19 protein-coding genes are annotated in these 16,901 nt (G+C 59.6%); 4 read left to right on the forward strand and 15 right to left on the reverse strand.

What is annotated here, in order from left to right:
• The 8 genes from P6U25_RS06185 to hpnI form a co-directional block, all read right to left on the reverse strand.
• Entirely contained in the window at positions 1-414 is a 414-nt protein-coding gene (locus P6U25_RS06185) for a c-type cytochrome (protein WP_407150593.1), read from the reverse strand.
• Positions 395-1,288 (reverse strand): cytochrome c oxidase assembly protein, encoded by an 894-nt coding sequence (locus P6U25_RS06190; RefSeq protein WP_407150594.1) that lies wholly within the window; start codon positions 1,286-1,288, stop codon positions 395-397. The genes P6U25_RS06185 and P6U25_RS06190 overlap by 20 nt, the downstream gene beginning before the upstream one ends.
• Positions 1,276-1,617, reverse strand: a complete 342-nt coding sequence (locus P6U25_RS06195) for a hypothetical protein (protein ID WP_407150595.1) — start codon at positions 1,615-1,617, stop codon at positions 1,276-1,278. Before P6U25_RS06195 ends, P6U25_RS06190 begins: the two co-directional genes overlap by 13 nt.
• Complete coding sequence (locus P6U25_RS06200; protein ID WP_407150596.1) at positions 1,614-2,216, reverse strand: heme-copper oxidase subunit III; 603 nt, start codon at positions 2,214-2,216, stop codon at positions 1,614-1,616. The genes P6U25_RS06195 and P6U25_RS06200 overlap by 4 nt, the downstream gene beginning before the upstream one ends.
• Complete coding sequence (ctaD, locus tag P6U25_RS06205) at positions 2,213-4,123, reverse strand: cytochrome c oxidase subunit I (RefSeq protein ID WP_407150597.1); 1,911 nt, start codon at positions 4,121-4,123, stop codon at positions 2,213-2,215. Before ctaD ends, P6U25_RS06200 begins: the two co-directional genes overlap by 4 nt.
• Positions 4,120-5,121, reverse strand: coding sequence for a cytochrome c oxidase subunit II (gene coxB, locus P6U25_RS06210; RefSeq protein WP_407152438.1), 1,002 nt, complete (start codon positions 5,119-5,121; stop codon positions 4,120-4,122). Before coxB ends, ctaD begins: the two co-directional genes overlap by 4 nt.
• On the reverse strand, positions 5,121-5,684 hold the full coding sequence (locus P6U25_RS06215) for a c-type cytochrome (protein ID WP_407150598.1): 564 nt from the start codon (positions 5,682-5,684) through the stop codon (positions 5,121-5,123). The genes coxB and P6U25_RS06215 overlap by 1 nt, the downstream gene beginning before the upstream one ends.
• Positions 5,685-5,937: 253 nt before the next feature.
• Positions 5,938-7,083 carry a bacteriohopanetetrol glucosamine biosynthesis glycosyltransferase HpnI gene (hpnI, locus tag P6U25_RS06220; RefSeq protein WP_407150599.1) on the reverse strand — a complete coding sequence of 382 codons (1,146 nt, stop codon included), beginning with the start codon at positions 7,081-7,083 and terminating at the stop codon, positions 5,938-5,940.
• Between the two features lie 350 nt (positions 7,084-7,433).
• Here hpnI and P6U25_RS06225 point away from each other — a divergent pair, with 350 nt between their 5' ends.
• Together P6U25_RS06225 and hpnA are read left to right on the forward strand one after the other, a co-directional pair.
• Positions 7,434-8,189, forward strand: coding sequence for a hypothetical protein (locus tag P6U25_RS06225; RefSeq protein ID WP_407150600.1), 756 nt, complete (start codon positions 7,434-7,436; stop codon positions 8,187-8,189).
• A 27-nt stretch (positions 8,190-8,216) separates the two neighbouring features.
• Positions 8,217-9,266, forward strand: coding sequence for a hopanoid-associated sugar epimerase (gene hpnA / locus P6U25_RS06230; RefSeq protein ID WP_407150601.1), 1,050 nt, complete (start codon positions 8,217-8,219; stop codon positions 9,264-9,266).
• Here hpnA and P6U25_RS06235 read toward each other — a convergent pair.
• The 7 genes from P6U25_RS06235 to P6U25_RS06265 form a co-directional block, all read right to left on the reverse strand.
• Positions 9,206-9,877, reverse strand: coding sequence for a YkoP family protein (locus P6U25_RS06235; protein WP_407150602.1), 672 nt, complete (start codon positions 9,875-9,877; stop codon positions 9,206-9,208). The genes hpnA and P6U25_RS06235 overlap by 61 nt on opposite strands.
• A gap of 23 nt (positions 9,878-9,900) precedes the next feature.
• Positions 9,901-10,995 (reverse strand): AI-2E family transporter, encoded by a 1,095-nt coding sequence (locus tag P6U25_RS06240; RefSeq protein WP_407150603.1) that lies wholly within the window; start codon positions 10,993-10,995, stop codon positions 9,901-9,903.
• Positions 10,992-12,107 (reverse strand): glycosyltransferase, encoded by a 1,116-nt coding sequence (locus P6U25_RS06245; RefSeq protein WP_407150604.1) that lies wholly within the window; start codon positions 12,105-12,107, stop codon positions 10,992-10,994. Before P6U25_RS06245 ends, P6U25_RS06240 begins: the two co-directional genes overlap by 4 nt.
• Positions 12,108-12,167: 60 nt before the next feature.
• Complete coding sequence (locus P6U25_RS06250; RefSeq protein ID WP_407150605.1) at positions 12,168-13,226, reverse strand: AI-2E family transporter; 1,059 nt, start codon at positions 13,224-13,226, stop codon at positions 12,168-12,170.
• A gap of 128 nt (positions 13,227-13,354) precedes the next feature.
• The gene (locus P6U25_RS06255) at positions 13,355-14,047 is read right to left on the reverse strand and encodes a hemolysin III family protein (RefSeq protein ID WP_407152439.1); all 693 of its coding nucleotides are present in this window, start codon (positions 14,045-14,047) and stop codon (positions 13,355-13,357) included.
• 532 nt (positions 14,048-14,579) lie between these two features.
• Positions 14,580-15,116 carry a DUF4142 domain-containing protein gene (locus P6U25_RS06260; RefSeq protein ID WP_407150607.1) on the reverse strand — a complete coding sequence of 179 codons (537 nt, stop codon included), beginning with the start codon at positions 15,114-15,116 and terminating at the stop codon, positions 14,580-14,582.
• Between the two features lie 11 nt (positions 15,117-15,127).
• Positions 15,128-15,616, reverse strand: a complete 489-nt coding sequence (locus tag P6U25_RS06265; protein ID WP_407150608.1) for a ferritin-like domain-containing protein — start codon at positions 15,614-15,616, stop codon at positions 15,128-15,130.
• Between the two features lie 175 nt (positions 15,617-15,791).
• Between P6U25_RS06265 and P6U25_RS06270 the strand changes: the two genes are divergently transcribed.
• Entirely contained in the window at positions 15,792-15,995 is a 204-nt protein-coding gene (locus tag P6U25_RS06270; RefSeq protein ID WP_407150609.1) for a CsbD family protein, read from the forward strand.
• 240 nt (positions 15,996-16,235) lie between these two features.
• On the forward strand, positions 16,236-16,841 hold the full coding sequence (locus tag P6U25_RS06275; RefSeq protein WP_407150611.1) for a cysteine hydrolase family protein: 606 nt from the start codon (positions 16,236-16,238) through the stop codon (positions 16,839-16,841).
• Positions 16,842-16,901: the final 60 nt, after the last annotated feature.

Raw genomic sequence — 16,901 nt, forward strand, 5'->3', positions numbered from 1 at the left:
TTAGTGTGCATAGAGATAGGCCGCGACGTCGCGTGCCTCTGCCTCCGTTATCCCGGAAGCTGGCATCGCGGTGTTCGGCGAGAGGCTTTGCGGACGGACGATCCAATTCACCAGGTTATCCGGCGAGTTAGTCGAAACGCCGCCTATGTAGACACGATGGCGCAGGCCGGCAAGCGACGGCCCGACCTTACCATCGCCGCCAGATATGCCCGGGATGGTATGACATCCCGCGCACCCGTAACGCCGCAGGATAACGGGGGCGCGCGAAGGGTCCCCTCCGGTAATCGTGCGAGCGACCTCAACGACCTGATGCTGTGCCTGCCACCACAGGCCACCGGTGACCGCGGCCAGGACGAAGCCGAGCGCTGACAACGCTGCCATTCGGCCTGGCGCTTTAAGAAATGCCGACAACATTGCTGTATCTCACGGATCTCGCGGTGCCGTTGATCCAAATCGCGATCAGCGCGAGCGCGACTCCCGCATAGATCGTACCAGCTGGCACCCACATGATCAGGCCGGCCAGTTGCTGGTCCTCGAGTTGCGACAGCCCCCAGGATCCCGCAATGGAGTAGTCCTGCTGATAGAGCAACCGCGGCGACAGCGCCATCAACGCGCCGAGCACGCTGGTGTGCAGCATGGTGACGAACACGTGCCATGCAGCCGAGCCAATTGCGCTGCGTCGAAACACTGACCACCAGAACAGCACGGCGGTTGCAAAGAAGCTTAGATGTTGCAGTCGGTGCAAGGTCGGATCAGAAACTGCGGCGTCGAAAAGAGGAGGTGCGTGCCACGCCCAGATTGCCATGGCGTGGAGCAGCGTCGCGTTGCGCCCGCCGCTGAGCAAGCTCCAGAGCGAGCCGGCGAGCCGACTCCGCATCAAGCGGCCGCCAGCAACACGCAGCCGTCTCGGAAACGACCACATCCAGATGCCCACGGGTCGCACGAGCACGAGAAGGGGTGCTGAAATGGCCATGAGGATCTCATGCTCCACCATGTGAAAGGCGAGCATGCGTTCGCCCAACCAATGCATCGGAGACACCAGCGCAGCGATCAGGCTAAGCCAGCCCATCAGGAACGCAAGGTGCCGCCAGGCTCGACCGGTGCGCCGTGTCGAGCGTCGCGCCAGCCTTATCGCTCCCAGAGCATACAACGAGCCGACAACGAGGAGGGGAACCACGACCCAGGGATCGAAAGTCCAGCGCGAACTATCGGCCGGCTCGGCGTAAGAGTGGGCGTGAGCGGCATCAATCGACGCCCACGCCACGAGGAAGAATGCTATCTTTCGCATCCCGTCAGCACCACGGCGGCGATTCCCTGCATTGTGAGGGCAAACGTAAACACGAGAGCGGAAAGAGCGCTCACAGAGCCAGCAAACACGGCAATCGCGGCTTGCACTCTCTCCTGACCGACCCGTCGAACCCCTTCCCACGACACAACGCCGGACAATGCAGCGAGGACCGCAGCGACGAACGACGCCATGGCCGAAATGTGCGAGTTGGTATAGCAGTCGCGGTAGGGAAGGATCTGCCCGAGCTGCATGTTCACCGCCCAAAGCGAGGGTGCCAGCCAAAGGCCCGCCCAGTCGCTGAGTTTCCGAACAATTTGCGATGCGCTCATAACCGTGAGACCCAGTAGAGGCAGCCGTAGATCGGAAGCCAAGTGATAACGACAAAGTTCCAATACATCGCATTGTCTTCAACGTCGCCAAACCGTCGCGAACTGCTTCCGTGTCGCGTGAACATCAGGGCCGCCAATACAAACGTTTCGACAAGGTCAGTGATGATGTGCGTGGTATGCAATCCAAGCAGCGTCCACACGACCGAACCATAGGCGTTGGCGTCCCAATTGATCCTGAGCGCAGGAAATTCAAAGATGCGGATGACCAGGGGAGCGATACCGAACAGGCACATCACGATGAGTCCGGCCCGGACCCGGCTCAGCTTCTGCTGTTTCGCCCAGCGTGCTATCAGGACGTTTGGAACGACGCTCGCGATCAGGGTGACGGTGACCAGCGTGCCTGGCAGAAGATCCGGTGGTGGCGCATCGATCGGCCATGTGACGGCCCGGCTCATCAGATAGAGATAGACGGCGAGGACGAGCGCGAACCCTGTGCCCTCGATCAGCATAAAGGCGAGCGTGCCCCACCAGGTGACGCTAGCCGTGCTCAAGCCGTGCAGGGGAAGTTTCGCGAGATCGAGAACGATGCGTTGCGTCACGATTCGTCCTCCGGCGTTCCCTTAGGCCAGAACCAGCCGATCAACGCGATGGCGATCGGAACCGATCCCCACACGACCGCCCAAGGCGAGAAGATCGACCAGATCAGCATGACCGTGGTCGCAATTGCTGCCCAAAGGGGCCAGATCGAATTGCGCGGGGACGCTTCCCGTGCCTGAGGTTCGGCGCTGTCTATCGAAGTGACAATCAACTCGCGACGGTCGGTCCGCAATCCGGCAGCGGAGGGGACGTCGGGCTCGTCCCAAAGTGGATGCACTGTGCGTACCACTGGGATGAACGCGAAATTATAGTCCGGCGGCGGCGATGACGTCGCCCATTCCAGCGTCGGTGCCGCCCACGGATTGTCGCCGGGAGCGCCCCCGGATCGCAAACTCCAGATTGCGTTGATGAAGAAGAGAAGGAATCCCGTCGCCAGTACGATCGCACTCAGGCTCACGAAGAGGTTCGTGTATTGCCAAGGCATATCCGGCTGGTAGGTATAGATTCGACGCGGCATGCCTTGCAGACCTAGAATATGCATGGGGAAGAACGTTGCGTTGAAGCCCAGGAAGATCAGCCAGAACGACAGCTTCCCGAGCATCTCGTTCATCAATCTGCCGGTGATTTTGGGAAACCAGTAGTGGATCGCGCCAAGCAGCGGAAAGACGGCGCCGCCGACCAGCACATAGTGGAAATGCGCGACGACGAAGTAGGTGTCGTGAACTTGTGTATCGAACGGCACGGATGCGACCATGACTCCAGTGAGGCCACCGATCGTGAACGTGACAATAAAGCCGATGACGAAAAGCAGCGGGGTTTTGAATACAGGTTTCCCATCCCAGAGCGTCGCCAACCAGCAGAAAATCTGGATTCCGGCCGGAACGGCGATCGCCATGCTCGAGGCGGTGAAAAAGCTGTCGCCAAGCTTCGGCAGCCCCGTCACGAACATATGGTGGACCCAGAGCCCGAACGAGAGAATTCCCGTCGCGATCAGGGCCATCACGAGCGCGAGATAGCCGAATACCGGACGGCGCGCGAACGGTTCGATCATGCTCGAGACCATGCCTGCGGCTGGAAGAAAGATAATGTATACTTCGGGATGACCGAAAAACCAGAACAGATGCTGCCAGAGCAGCACATCGCCGCCCTCGGCAGGATTGTAGAAGTGGGTGCCGACCAGACGATCCAGGATCAGCGTACTGCTTGCGACCATGATCGCCGGCATGGCCAGGATGACGAGGAACGACGTGACGAGCATCGACCATACGAATAGCGGGATTCTGTCGAGCGTCATGCCTGGTGCTCGTTGCTTGAAGATTGTGACGACCAGTTCGACCGAAACGGCGAGTGCCGACAACTCCGTGAACGTGATCATCTGGGCCCAGATGTCGGCGCGTTTCCCAGTACCGTATTGCGGGCCGGACAGAGGCACATAGGCAAACCAGCCGACATCGGGAGCCATGTCCATTGCGAATGCGCTCCACAGCAACGCGCCGCCGGCAAGGTACATCCAGTATGAGAAAGCATTCAGCCTTGGAAAAGCGATGTTTCGGGTGCCGACCATGAGCGGGACGAGATAGACCGCAACAGCCTCCATGACCGGCACTGCGAACAGGAACATCATGTTCGCGCCGTGCATCGTGAAGATCTGATTGTAACGATCAGGCCCAATCAAACGTGACTCTGGCTTGGCAAGCTGGAGCCGGATCAGGATGGCAAGAATCCCGCCGAGAGCGAGAAACACAAAGGCCGTCACAATGTAACGGCGGCCGATGATCTTGTGGTCGACGCTCGCGAGTGCGCTCCAGAAACCCGGCGGCGTCTTCCAGGTGTCCGCGAGAGTAACCTCGAGCGTGGGGCGCGGCAGGTCAATATCGCGTATATCGGTCGCTGTGGCGTCGCGGGTCATTTCAGGCTGGCCAGATAGGCTGAAATCGACCGCAGTTCGGCGGGCGCGAGCGGCACCAATGGCATGTTGTTGCCGGGTTTGATCGTCTGCGGGTCTGCAACCCAAGCCGCGATCGAGCCCGGTGTGGTCTCGAACAGTCCGGCCGCAATGTACCTCCGACTGCCGACATGGGTGAGGTCGGGTCCCGCGGTGCCGGCTGCGGCTGTGCCGCGAATGGTGTGGCAACCGGAGCATGGCTTTTCGAGAAAGGCTTGCTGCCCGGCCGTGAGAGTCTCATCGCCCGGCGCCGGAGCTGGCCGTCGCTGCGCCTCGGTCCAGGCGTCGAACGCGGACTGGTCGTCGGCGATGATCAGAAATGCCATGTGCGCATGCTGCATACCGCAGAACTCGGCGCACTGTCCGCGATAGATCCCAGGGCGTTCGGCGCGCACCGTTAATTCATTGGAGCGGCCGGGGATGAGATCCTGCTTGCCGGCCAGGCTTGGCACCCATAAGGAATGAATGACGTCGAGCCCTTCCAACTTGAAATGGACATTGCGTCCGACCGGGATATGGATCTCGTTGGCGGTTTCGAAGTGCCGTTCGGGGTCATTGCTAAAGTAGTCGATGCTCCACCACCATTGCAGTCCACGCACCGTGATCTGCAGGTCGTCCTGTCCGGCAACGCTCAGTGAACGTGTGGCGAAGAAGCTGGTGACGGTGAAGGCGCTGATGATCAGGGTCGTCAGGATTGTCGCGGCTGTTACTGCGATCGTCTTTCGTCGCTCCGGAACCGGGGGGTAGCGGTCTGTCGACCGGCGGCCCCGCCACAACGTCCAAATGAGGGCGATCATCACCAGCATCCACACAATGCAGCAGGCCACGACGATCAGGATGATCAGCTGTCTCAAGCTGATTGCTGACGTGCCGTGCGCGTCGAGGACCGACTGCCAGCCGCTGCAACCTGCGAGAGGCACTGTGAGCGACGCGCAAGCCGCGAACTTGCTGCGAGACCCGATCACGGCGTGGGTCCCTGGTCGGGATGGATCGGCGTGGGCCCTTCGTCGAACAGCAGCTTCGCGGGCGCGCGGTTCTCCGACGGGCGAGTTTGCTTGTCGTCGCTGCGGCTAGGAGCTGCAGTCTTCCCCTCGTAAGAGCCGATGGTTTGCACATAGCCCGCAAGCTGCCAGATCTGATCCGTCGTCAGCTTGTCGCGAAAGGCCGGCATGCCATGCGGCCGCCCATCACGGATCGATGCGAAGATCGATACCATCTCAGGGCCATAATACCACCAGCCATCGAGAAAGCTCGGGCCAGTACCGCCTTGCCCATCGCCGTGGCATACCCTGCAGCCGAGCCAGGCGTACAACCGTTTGCCTTGGCTGAGATTATAGGCGTTGACCTCGTAAGGCTTTCCCAGCGCATAGTAGACCTCGGGCGGGGCCCCGCTGATCCGGTTCGGCATCAGTGCAACGTTATTGAGAGCGTCGGCCACGGGCGGATCGAGGCGCAACTCTCTCTCCTCCCGCTGACATCCGGCCACGAAGGTCGCAAGCGCGAGGATGAGGTACTGTGCCCGCATGTGCTCTCAGGAACGTGGCAGTTCGAATTCTTCAATCGCGCGGTTCAATGGATGTTCCTACTGCCGAGGCAAGGCAGCTCCATCCTGTTCGTGGGAACCAACATCGGCTGCAAAACTTGAATGCCTGAGTGAAGATGGCCCGCACTCTGCTGCGAACGGCTCTCAAGTTCTAAGGCCATCGCAAGGGCGGAGAGTGGCCTCGGTTTGCCCATCGACCGGCGGCCGTGGGCGGCTGAACGGTCGGCCCGGGGCCTTAGTCGAAGCTGTCCTTCTGGATCGTACCGTCGCGAAAGATCTGGTAACTCTGGCCGCGCCATTCGACGGCGGCGCCGAAGAAGCTGCATATGAAGACTGCAAATGAGATCGTGTCATGAAGCGCTAGGAGCCAGAGCGAGTGCCGTCGCAAGTCGAAGGTTCGTTCGATACTGAAATTCAAGATGGCGCGGCTGGCAAATGCGATGCTCGGCAAGGCGATCGGATGCTGCGCTCCCGTCAAGACAGCGAAGAAAGCAAGCATCACGGGATGCATAAATATGGTTCCGACATAACCGACGGGTTCGATCGAGCGGATGGTGCGCGACGAGCGCAGATGATGCTCCCAGAACGAGCGAAAGCTGCGATCAAAGCAGACGTGCCCAACCGCCCAGGGCGGGACAACGACATCCAGCCCGATAGCGCGAACGGCCCGACCGATCGCATAATCGTCGGCGAGCTCGTCCAGAAATGGTTGAAAGCCGCCGATTCGTCTCAGCACATCCTCTCGCATGGCGATCGTCGAACCGAAACAGGGTTTGGCTGCGCCGAACGCCAGCGCGATAATCACGTTGGGGAGAAACTGTGCGTTGATGTTAAGTGCGGAGACCTTGGCCCACACGCCGCCGGCTGCAACTCCGTGGTATAGGCAGCTCACCGCCCCGGTCTTGGAATTATCCAGCTCGTCAACGAGGTGGCTCACGAAGCGATCCTCGACGACGATATCGCTGTCGGACAGAACAATGATTTCGTGACGGATCCTCGCTTCCAGATTGACCAGATTTGCGACTTTCGGATTCTCGTCCCGCACACGATCGCCGACAACGAGGTCTATCTCCATGGCCGGATAAAGCCTCTGCATCAGACGGACCACCTGATTGGCGGGATCGGTGCGCTGCTGCGTACCGCAGATGAGTTGGATCTTGCCGCTGTACCGTTGCTTGCAAAGCGCATCGAGCCGCCGAAACAGGCCTGGTTCGCTTCCGTGCAAGGGCTTCAATATCGTCACGGGGTGCACCGACGATCGATCAAGCGTCGATGGTTTGTTGAAGCGAACCGCCAGGATTGCAGCGAGGATGTTATAGACGATGCCGAGGATCGCGCCGGCTATACAGATCTCTCTCACGATATGGATGGTCTCGCTCAAACCCGACATTCTCGAATGATCGCCTTCTTGATCAAATAGCCTGGAGCGCCCCCCGTCCGACGGCGCAGCGCGGCAGCCACTGGATGAGGTCGGGCCGCCGCGAGCCACAAGCCGCGAGCCACATGGAGGCAGTTATTCCGGCCATTGGGCACGTAATCCAAACGAGAGGGCGCTCGGTGCGTTCCTAGCGCCTGCTCCGCTGATTAACACACGTTAAAGCGTCCCAAGGCTTACCAGTCTCGAAGGCCGCTTACTTTCCGCAAGAGCTTTTCATGTCGGAGCGGCAGATAGAAACGAAGCATTGGCTGCGATGTTATCTCGATAAGCCACGGTGATTCGGAGCGCGACGAATGACGCGTCGCGTGGCACTGGGCTGTTCGCGCGCTATTTTCACAATGGCGATAACCAGGGTCCATCGAAGTCCTAGAACAGTCGCAGAAGCCGGGCAGGCAATCGTCTGTGCGGGTCTCGCGATCGAGGCCGAGATGGTCGGGCGCCATTTCAAAAAAGAGGCGTGGGGACCGGGCTCGGCTGACCTTTCGGAGTTCATTGAGCATGCTGCGGCTGACGGTTGTCGAGGTATAGTCAGCTATGGGGTCGCGGGTGCGCTGAGTCCCGACTTGCGATCCGGGGAAATCGTGGTCGGATCAGAGATCATTGCATCAACCGGAAGCATCATGACGGACGATGTCTGGTCGGCATGGCTGCTTTCGGCGATTCCAACCGCCGTGTACGGTCCGATTGTCGGAATCGATGTTCCCATACTGGCTTGTGCGTCACGAAGCGAACTGCAGCGTCAAACCGGTGCATTGATCGCCGACATGGAGTCTCACCTGATCGCCCGCCTGGCCGCGGCTAACTCGATGCGGTTCGTTGCGCTTCGTGTGGTAATCGACGCGGCCGGACGCAATGTCCCCCCGACAGCCCTTGCCTGCCTCTCGAGTGATGGCGAGACCAGTCGATGGCAGCTCAGTTGTTCATTGCTTGGGCGGCCTTCTGACACACTTGATGTCATCAAGCTCTCCGCGGACTGGTGGTTGGCTCGTAAAGCTCTTCGTGACTGCTCTGAGGTCCTTGGTTCCAGCGTCCGAGCAATTCAACTCTAGAGAAACTTCGTCGATCCGAGCATGATTATGAGTACGTCCGCAAACTTGTTGCTCACGGGCGCCACCGGCTTTGTTGGATCCGCCGTGCTTCGCGCGCTGCTGGGTAGTGGTTTCCATGTCAGGGTTCTAATGCGCCGAAACAGTCGATATCGGGACCTTAATGTGCGCGGCGTGGAGTATGTCGAAGGTGATTTGAGAGACCGCTCCTCGCTCCGGCCGGCTTGTGCCGGATGTCGATGTTTGTTTCACGTCGCAGCTGACTACAGACTCTCACTATGGAACAGCGCAGAGATTCTCGCGACCAATGTCACAGGTACGAGAAACCTCATGGAGGAGGCACTGCGCAGCGGCATCGAGCGCATCGTCTACACGAGCAGCGTGGCGACGCTGAGCCCTCAACACGGTGGCGTGCCAGCTGACGAGGCGGCGAGTATGTCGGCTGGGGCGGCAATCGGCGCCTACAAACAAAGCAAAATAATCGCCGAACAACTGGTCGTCGATATGGTCCGAAAGAACGGGCTGCCCGCGGTCATCGTCAATCCGTCCACCCCGATCGGTCCGCGCGATATCAAGCCAACTCCGACCGGAAAAATCGTGCTTGCCGCCGCAACCGGGCGGATTCCCGCCTACGTTGATACTGGATTGAACATTGTGCACGTTGACGACGTCGCGCGCGGACATCTCGCAGCGCTCCAGCGAGGCAGGATCGGCGAGCGCTACATTCTCGGGGGCGAGAACGTCCCGTTCTCCCAGCTGCTCGCCGAGATCGCGGCGTCGGTCGGACGGCGGTGCCCATCGATTCGAATTCCATGGTATGGCGCGGTGCCGGCCGCGTTGGCAGGCGAGATGGCCGCTTATCTCACGGGCAATGAGCCGCTCGCGACCTGGGCGGGCATTCGCCTTGCACGGTATAAGATGTTCTTTACGTCTGAAAAAGCTGAACGTGAGCTTGGATATCGCGCGCGGCCACACGTGGAGGCCGTGAACGATGCGATTTCGTGGTTCGGTAGCCACGGTTATTTGCGGTCATCTGCCGTCGGGCCGAAGCTCGGGCGCTTCCGCACGCCACTCGGCTGATATGCAGATGCTGCGCCCGCGCGAGCGCCGTAACGCTTCAAGAGCTCGGCGCGGCGAAGGTAGACCGGCACGCGATCGCGTCGGAGGGACTTAATTCGAAACGCCGCCGGGTTGTGAGAGACCACGATCAGCGCGACCAGGATATTTTCGCCGATCACGTGCAATCCTTCCGCAATCGAGCGGCCGCGCGGGGCACAGAGCGCGTGGACAAAGCCATATCGTTTCGCAACATGAGCGACGCGGTCGGTCTGCTCGGTCGAGCCGAACATCATTTTCCCACCGACCGCTGTTACGTCCTCAAGAGCGGGATTGCCTACAATAAAGGCCGCAAGCTCTTCGAGGGATGTCTCGAAATCCCGACACATCCGTCGGGACCAGCCGAGTGTTGGACCCTGGATTGGATACGGGGGAATATGCTCATTCCAGAGATGGAGATTGAACAGACGGCTGCCGGCACAAAGGTGCGTTCCATCCGCCAGAGCGATGTCGCGGCTGACCGCCGAAAGTTGCAATCGGAAGAGGCAGTGGGGGCATTGGCTGTACTCGAATATTCCCTGCCGCGCGCGAAGCGCGCTGTCGATGATCGAAACAAGGGGAGTCAAGATCATCATGCCCTCACCGCTCGTCCGTTCGGTCAGTCCTTTCGCAAGGGAAGTCCGCTCGCTGGCTCGTCGTAGAGCGCTGAGAGCGTTGCCTTGATGATGAGTGCGACTGGAACTGCGATGACTATTCCGACGACGCCGAACAGTGTGCCTCCGGCCAGGAAACAGAAAATGACAAGCGCGGGATGCACCCGGCTAGCCGCACCAAGCACGACGGGCCCAAATAACTGATCGATCAAAAGTCGCAGCGCTGTGAGGTAGACTGCGTATCCAATAATCGCCGAGAGCTCTGAATTGTGTTGAATAGCCACGAGGCCGGCAAGGGTTGCTGCTATCGCTGGGCCAAGGACCGGCACCGCCTCCAGGAGCCCGGTGATCAGGGCAAGGAACACAGCATGTGGAACTCCAAGCAGAAGCCCTAGGCCGGCATAGGCGAAAGCGGCGGCGAAACACACGACTGCGACGACCCCGATGAAGTAACGTCTCAGCACCGGATCGACCTGCACCAGAATGTGGTCCTCGATCAATGGCCGTTCACCGGGCGGAACGAGCCATAGCAGCCCTTGAACGATCGACGGGCCGCTAACCATAAAGAAGAATAGCAGAACCAGCGTTAGCAGGAAGCCGAACCCGGCAACAAAGACGCTTCCCGCGATCACCGAGAGTACCCGCGCATTGCCGATCCAGTTGCGAACGGCCTGATCGATCCCGGCTGCCAGTTGGTGTGAATCCATTGGCTGACCGAGCAAGTTGACTGTGTCACCGTCGATCAGCGCTGCGGCCAGGCGGTTGAGCGTTCCCTGAAGGTCGGTGGCGGTATGTGTCATCTCGCGAGCCAGGGGCGGAATTCCGAGCAAGCCAATGACCGCGCCGAATGCTAGAATCACCAGGAATGCGACGACCGAAACTAACAGACGAGGCAGGTGAGCCCTGGCGCTTGCCCAGGCAATTGCGGGTGCACAGATGTAGCTGATCACCCCGGCAAGGACGAAGGGAATCAGCACCAGTTGCAATTCGTAGACGGTAACTGCCGTCGCCGTGATGATGAAAAGCACCGTTCCGGTCGAGATCCGGCTGACATGTTCGTGGTCGGCTTGGGGCCGCGTGCGGAGAGCTCGCTGGTTCACGGATAGCTCCGGCCCTTCCAGATGATGTCGCCGCGCCAGTGACGACGAACGCTGTCGAGGGTAAGACATCCCCCAACTGCGTAGCCGAGCGGAAAGATCAGGCCATACCAGAACGGGGTACAAAAATATAATGCGCCTGCAATATGCAGGGCCGCTGCGGCTGCTGTGCCGGTAACGGCGGGAACCAGCGCTACGCAATCCAACGCATGCCCGCTGGCGCAGCGAACGCCGTCCATGATCGGAAGCAGGAAGCTAACTGGTGGCAGCATGAGCGCGAGCAGTGCAGTGACGAACGCAGCGGTAGGCCCACCCAGCATTTCGACCGCATTCTTCGAAAAGCCCATCCACAGGCTTTTCCAACCCGTGTACATCCGGGCGGTCAAGAGAAGCCTGCCGTCCTGTAACAAAACGCGGCCGCCGGATTTCTTGATGAGCCGAGCCAGCTCGAGATCCTCACAAATGGCGTCGTGGACGGCGGCATGACCGCCGGCCAATTCGTAGGCACGTCGATGCACCAGCATGAATTGCCCGTTCGCGGTGACCCGATTGCTGTGCGGCGACTGAACGATCTTGAGGTCTTGGCGGAAGGCCATCAGGAACAGTCCGCATGGTATGATGAGACGTTCGGGGAAGCTGCCCAGCTGCTGACGGGGCGCCAGCGACAAGAGTGCTAGTTGCTGCGAGCGAGCCGCCGTTACCGCGCTGCCGATGAGTCCTGGCTCGGCTTGAACATCCGCGTCGATGAAACAAAGCCAATCATCCTCGGGACACGACATTCGTACGCCGATCCAGCAGGCGTGCGGCTTTCCGTACCAGCGCGGTGGCAACGGCGGACACCTGATGACCTTGAGGCTTCGAGTTCTGGCTGCAAAGGAATGGCCTGTGGCGAACGTATCGTCGGTGGAATTGTCGTCGACGACGACAATATGGAGCCGATCCTGCCGGTAGTTCTGACGGAGCAAGCTGTGGAGACAGCGCGGAAGGTTATCGGACTCGTTTCTTGCTGGAACGATGACCGATACGTTCGGGGGGTCGCGAATGGCGCGCGCCACAGGGTAGAGCACAGGCAGTAAGCCGCGTTGGCCATGAGCGCGGAGGATCAACCAGAACACGAGTATCATCCAACCGAAGGATAGGGCGATTTCCATTGCTCACCGGCGGTATCTTTCGCATCAATCGGGAGCAGACGAATAGGTTCCTGTTCGGCGCTCGGGCTCGCCCGGCAGCTCAGTGGCTTGGCCGAGGCCGTCGCGAACATATAGCTTCTTGATTGCAACGAAAGCGATGACGGTGATTGGCGCAGCGAATATGATGCCTATCATGCCAAATATTTCCGTGACCGCCACAATGCTCAGAAGCAACACAGCAGGGGGAAGAAATACCAGCCTATGTTGGACCATTGGGACGATCAGATTACTTTCGAGCTGATGGATGATGATGTACGCCGCGATGGTCCAAAGTGCAGGGTACAGTCCGCCGGTCACGGCCACTAGGATAGCCGGGATCGACGATATCAGTGGTCCGATGTAGGGGACGAATTCTGCAAGACCGGCAATCGCGCCTAACCCAAGCGGCGAAGGGAGTCCAATGATCCAGACGGCAACTGTCGTGACTGTTCCGATCACGCACATCTGGATGGCTTGACCGAGCAGCCACAAGCGTAGTGCCCGGCCGACGTCGTCGATGGTTTGCTCGACCATCGGTCGCCACCTCGGCGGAAATAGCTGGGCGGCTCCCCTGCGATACATGGTCGGCCGGACTGCCAGATAAACGCCCGCGGCGACGGCGAGGATCGTAGCCTCCAGCAAACGCGCGCTCACTGTTACGAAGCTCCCGAGGAAGCCGGTGAGAGAAAAGCCGCCGCCACTGAGATGGGACAATAGAGCGCGGCCGAGCTGGGACCGCTGGAGTCCATCGGAGATTGTTTTCGTTGCAGTGTCTGCGCGACTGAACACATCTTGTAGTTCGGCAGTCAGCTGAGTTCCAAACAAATAGGCGCTGCCGGCAACCGCAAGAAAAATGAGCAGCCCAGCGATCGCCAAAGCGGGTCCTTCGGGGAGCCGACACCATCTCACCAATGGCTCGCTGACGAGCTGCAACAGCATCGCCACAAGGAGCGCGCCGATGAGTACAAGAAGAAAATCTCGCAGATACCAGACCAGAAGCGGAAGCGGCGCGAGCGCGATCACAACGACTGTTCGCTTCACGAATTCGAGCGTCGTGGTCTTCATCGCGCCATCGTAATGATCTCAGACGTGTCCAGGTATTCAACCGGGGAAGACGAGTGGACGTTCCTGTGGCAGTATGGTGGCGTCGCCACACGGAAGCTGCGGCCGAGGATCAGAGTACGAGATGGCGTTCAGTTGAGGACAACGTCAAGCACTGCGGCATAATGGCAAGTGACTCCGACCAGTACGAGCAAGTGCCAGATTGCGTTCTGGAAGCGCAGCTTTCGCCAGATGTGGAAAATCACGCCAACCGTAAGGATCGTACCTCCTGCCAACAATAAGTGGCTCGCCTCTGGTGGTATCATTGCAGCCTTGCTTTTCCAGAGAATGAAGGCACTCCAACCCAAGGCGACATATACGCCGATCGACAAACGGTCGAGACGCCCGGGCCAGACAAGTTTGACGGCAATCCCCAAGGCAGCCACGCTCCAAACTCCGACCAGAAGCGGTAGCGCGTTCGCCCTCAGGTTTAGAGCAAAGAACGTGTAGGTGGCGGCGATGAGCACATATATCGCCGAATGGTCGAACCGTCGCAGTCGCCACTTTGTAGGACAAACCGGCCATAAATTGTAGGCGGCGGACAGAGTGAGCATCAAGAGCAGACCTGTAATGTAGACCGACGTTGCTACGACATCCCTAAATCCTCCATGAGCGGCTACACGCGTGAGAAGAACGGCCGAGGCAGCGAAACCCAGGCACAGTCCGGTGACGTGAACCGTCAGATCGGCGATCGTCTCGGTCCGGGTGTAGTCCCAGGGTATAGCGCCGGGTTCGCTGTAAATCGGGACCCGCGTCTCGGTCGCCTGAACGCCACTCGTCGACATTGTCATTGCGGAGTCATTGCGAACTCGTTTCGCGGAAACATCAGCGCGCAACTTGCGATCGGTCTCACCAACCTCGTTGCTTGAAGGGGCGGACTGTGCGTCGTTCGCCTTTCGAACAAAGCCGTATTAAACGGAACGTTCCTCTCTTGCGGCGTTGGCGATCTGTCATACGCGAGTGAGACTCGACAGCGAGGCTTTCGAGACTGCCGTGCCGACATCCACGATGCGCGCTTCACAGTCTCGATAGGAACTTTCGCCGCTCGCCCGTCGTTCCAAAGTCCATCTGGACCTGGACGCAATGGGATGTGCTCCTCATCCATTGGCGTGCCGCTCTGGTCACTTGATCACAACTGCTGACGACGTCGGAACTGGCCGAGGAGGTCAATGAGTCTGTCGAGATCGCTGATCGGCGCGGCAGCCTTGCGCCGCGCGCTTGGTGGTTGCAGGGCCAGCGGCTGTGGATGCGATCAAACGCGCAAGGCGCCTGCCGGATTTGAGGGCATCGTGGAGAGGAGCGTCCGAAGCGCTACGGTCATTTCCGGCTATTGTTCATCTCCTGTGCCAGCTCGAGATGATGCTGAAGCGCCGGCAGGGTCTTGCCGGCCCAGTCTTTCAGTTTCGGATCGTCGCCGCCCTTCGAATAGCGCTCAAACAGGGAGACTGCATCCTTGTGCGCATTGACCTGCATTGGGTCATATTCACTGGCGAAGTCCGCCGGTTTGGTATTGCGCAGTCGATCGAGCTTCTTCTCAGAGCTGTCATCCAGGCCTGTCGCCAAAGCGGACTTCTTCTCTCCGTCGACGAGTTGTTTCAGCTCCTGGCTCGTTTTTGTGTGATCGGTGATCATTTGTTCAGCGAACTTCTTCTCTGTCGGATTGCCCTTCTGTTGGGCGACTTTCGCTGCCTCGATCTCCAGAATGTCGCTCGTCGTGGCCTCTTTGATGAAGTCCGCCGTCTTCGGCGCCACGCCGAGGACGGAATTGACGCCAGTCTTCTCACCAACGGACTGGGCGAGCGCGGTCGAGGTCAGGAGCCCAGCGGCAACAATCGCCATAACGGTTCGTCTCATCGGTTGCCTCCTCATGCAGCTTTGGTGTTGAGCGCAGTGACGGCGAGCTTGGTGAGCGCGTCATCCGTCTTCTTTTCCTCGGCCAGCGTTTGGTCGATCAGCTTGACGGCATCGTTCATGCTCAGCTTGGTTGCCCAGGCCTTCAACGTTCCGTAGCGCGCAATCTCGTAGTGCTCGACCGCTTGCGCCGCGGCGAGGAGACCGGGATCGAGCGCCGGCGTATCGGCATAGTCTTCCATCACGTCCTTGCCCTCCTCGATAATCCCCTCGATGGCGTCACATTTCTTGCCGCGTGCCGGCTTGCCCATTAGTTCGAAGATTTGCTCGAGCCTCTCGATATGTGTCTCGGTCTCATCGTGATGTTTCTCGAACGCTCCACGCAGATCATCGGAGGCGGCTGCCTTGGCCATGCGCGGCAGCGCCTTATAGATCTGCTTTTCGGCGTAGTAGATGTCTTTCAGGGTATCGAGGAAGAGTGCGCTGAGATCTTGATGGGGCATGGGGTTGCTCCGCGGTTCGGGATAGCGAATGCTGCCCAACCCGCGCGGGGCAGGCAGGTTCCTATTCCGCCATTCGCGAGCATCGCCTGCGAATCCGCGAGGCAACGTCATCGCGGAACGAAGCGCTCTCAGGCCGGTTGGTTGGATAGTTTTTTGTTTCGATGGAGAAGTTGCGATGGACTGGAATCGGGTTGAAGGCAATTGGAAACAAGTGAGGGGCAAGGTCAAGGAGCAGTGGGGCAAGCTGACGGACGATGATCTTGATATAATTGCAGGCAAGCAGGACCAGCTCGAAGGCCGCCTGCAGCAACGCTATGGCTACGCGAAGGATAAGGCCAGCAAGGAAGTGAACGACTGGTACGGTCGCCAGAAGTGGTGACTCGGTCGACCCGAGCGTCGCTTGGACCCGGCCGTCTGCGAGATATGCGACGGAGGGAAGCGCGAACTGCTCGGACACATTGCTAGATCTCTGCTGCGGCCCCCCGGGGGCGCTATCTCAGGCGAAAGTGTCATGCCGATCATGGTTCGATCGACCAAAGCCGATATAGGGATCGTGCGCGGTATCTCGCGAAAGACGGCTGGCTCGACCGAGCGGGCCGCGTTGACCGTAACGTGAGCTATGGGACGGCTGCCCAGTTCACCCGGCCCCAATGCGGTTCATCTCTGCATCGACATGCAGCGCCTGTTCGAACCGGGTGCGCCTTGGGCGACGCCGTGGATGGAGCGTGTTCTCCCGCGTGCCATAGCGCTGACGCGACATTGCGCTTGTCGCACAGTATTCACGCGCTTCATTCCGCCGCGTTCAAAGCACGACGCACACGGGATTTGGCGAACCTATTACGAGAAATGGGAATGCGTCACCGGCGAACACCTCGATCCGGCACTGATCGAGCTCATGCCCGCACTCGCGGCGAGTGCCGTGAACGCGACGGTCATCGACCGAAGCACCTACAGCGCGTTCGGCAATGGGCGCCTGCGGACTTACCTCGAAGCGCATCGGGTAGATACACTCGTAATATCGGGCGGCGAAACGGATGTCTGCGTGCTGGCGACCGTACTTGCCGCTATTGACCACGGTTATCGGGTCATTCTCGCGGCGGACGCGCTGTGCAGTTCATCGGACCAAAGCCATAGCGCCTCGTTGCAGCTATATCGAGAGCGCTTCAGCATCCAGATCGAGCTAGCTTCGACTGCCGATCTTATTCGTATCTGGCCATCGCCATAGGGGACCAGGTCTCGCACGGGAACGGGTGGTGGCGCGGAGCGGCTCTCGATAACGGCGTCA

The sequence above is a fragment of the Bradyrhizobium sp. ORS 86 genome (assembly GCF_045571475.1).
GTDB lineage: Bacteria > Pseudomonadota > Alphaproteobacteria > Rhizobiales > Xanthobacteraceae > Bradyrhizobium.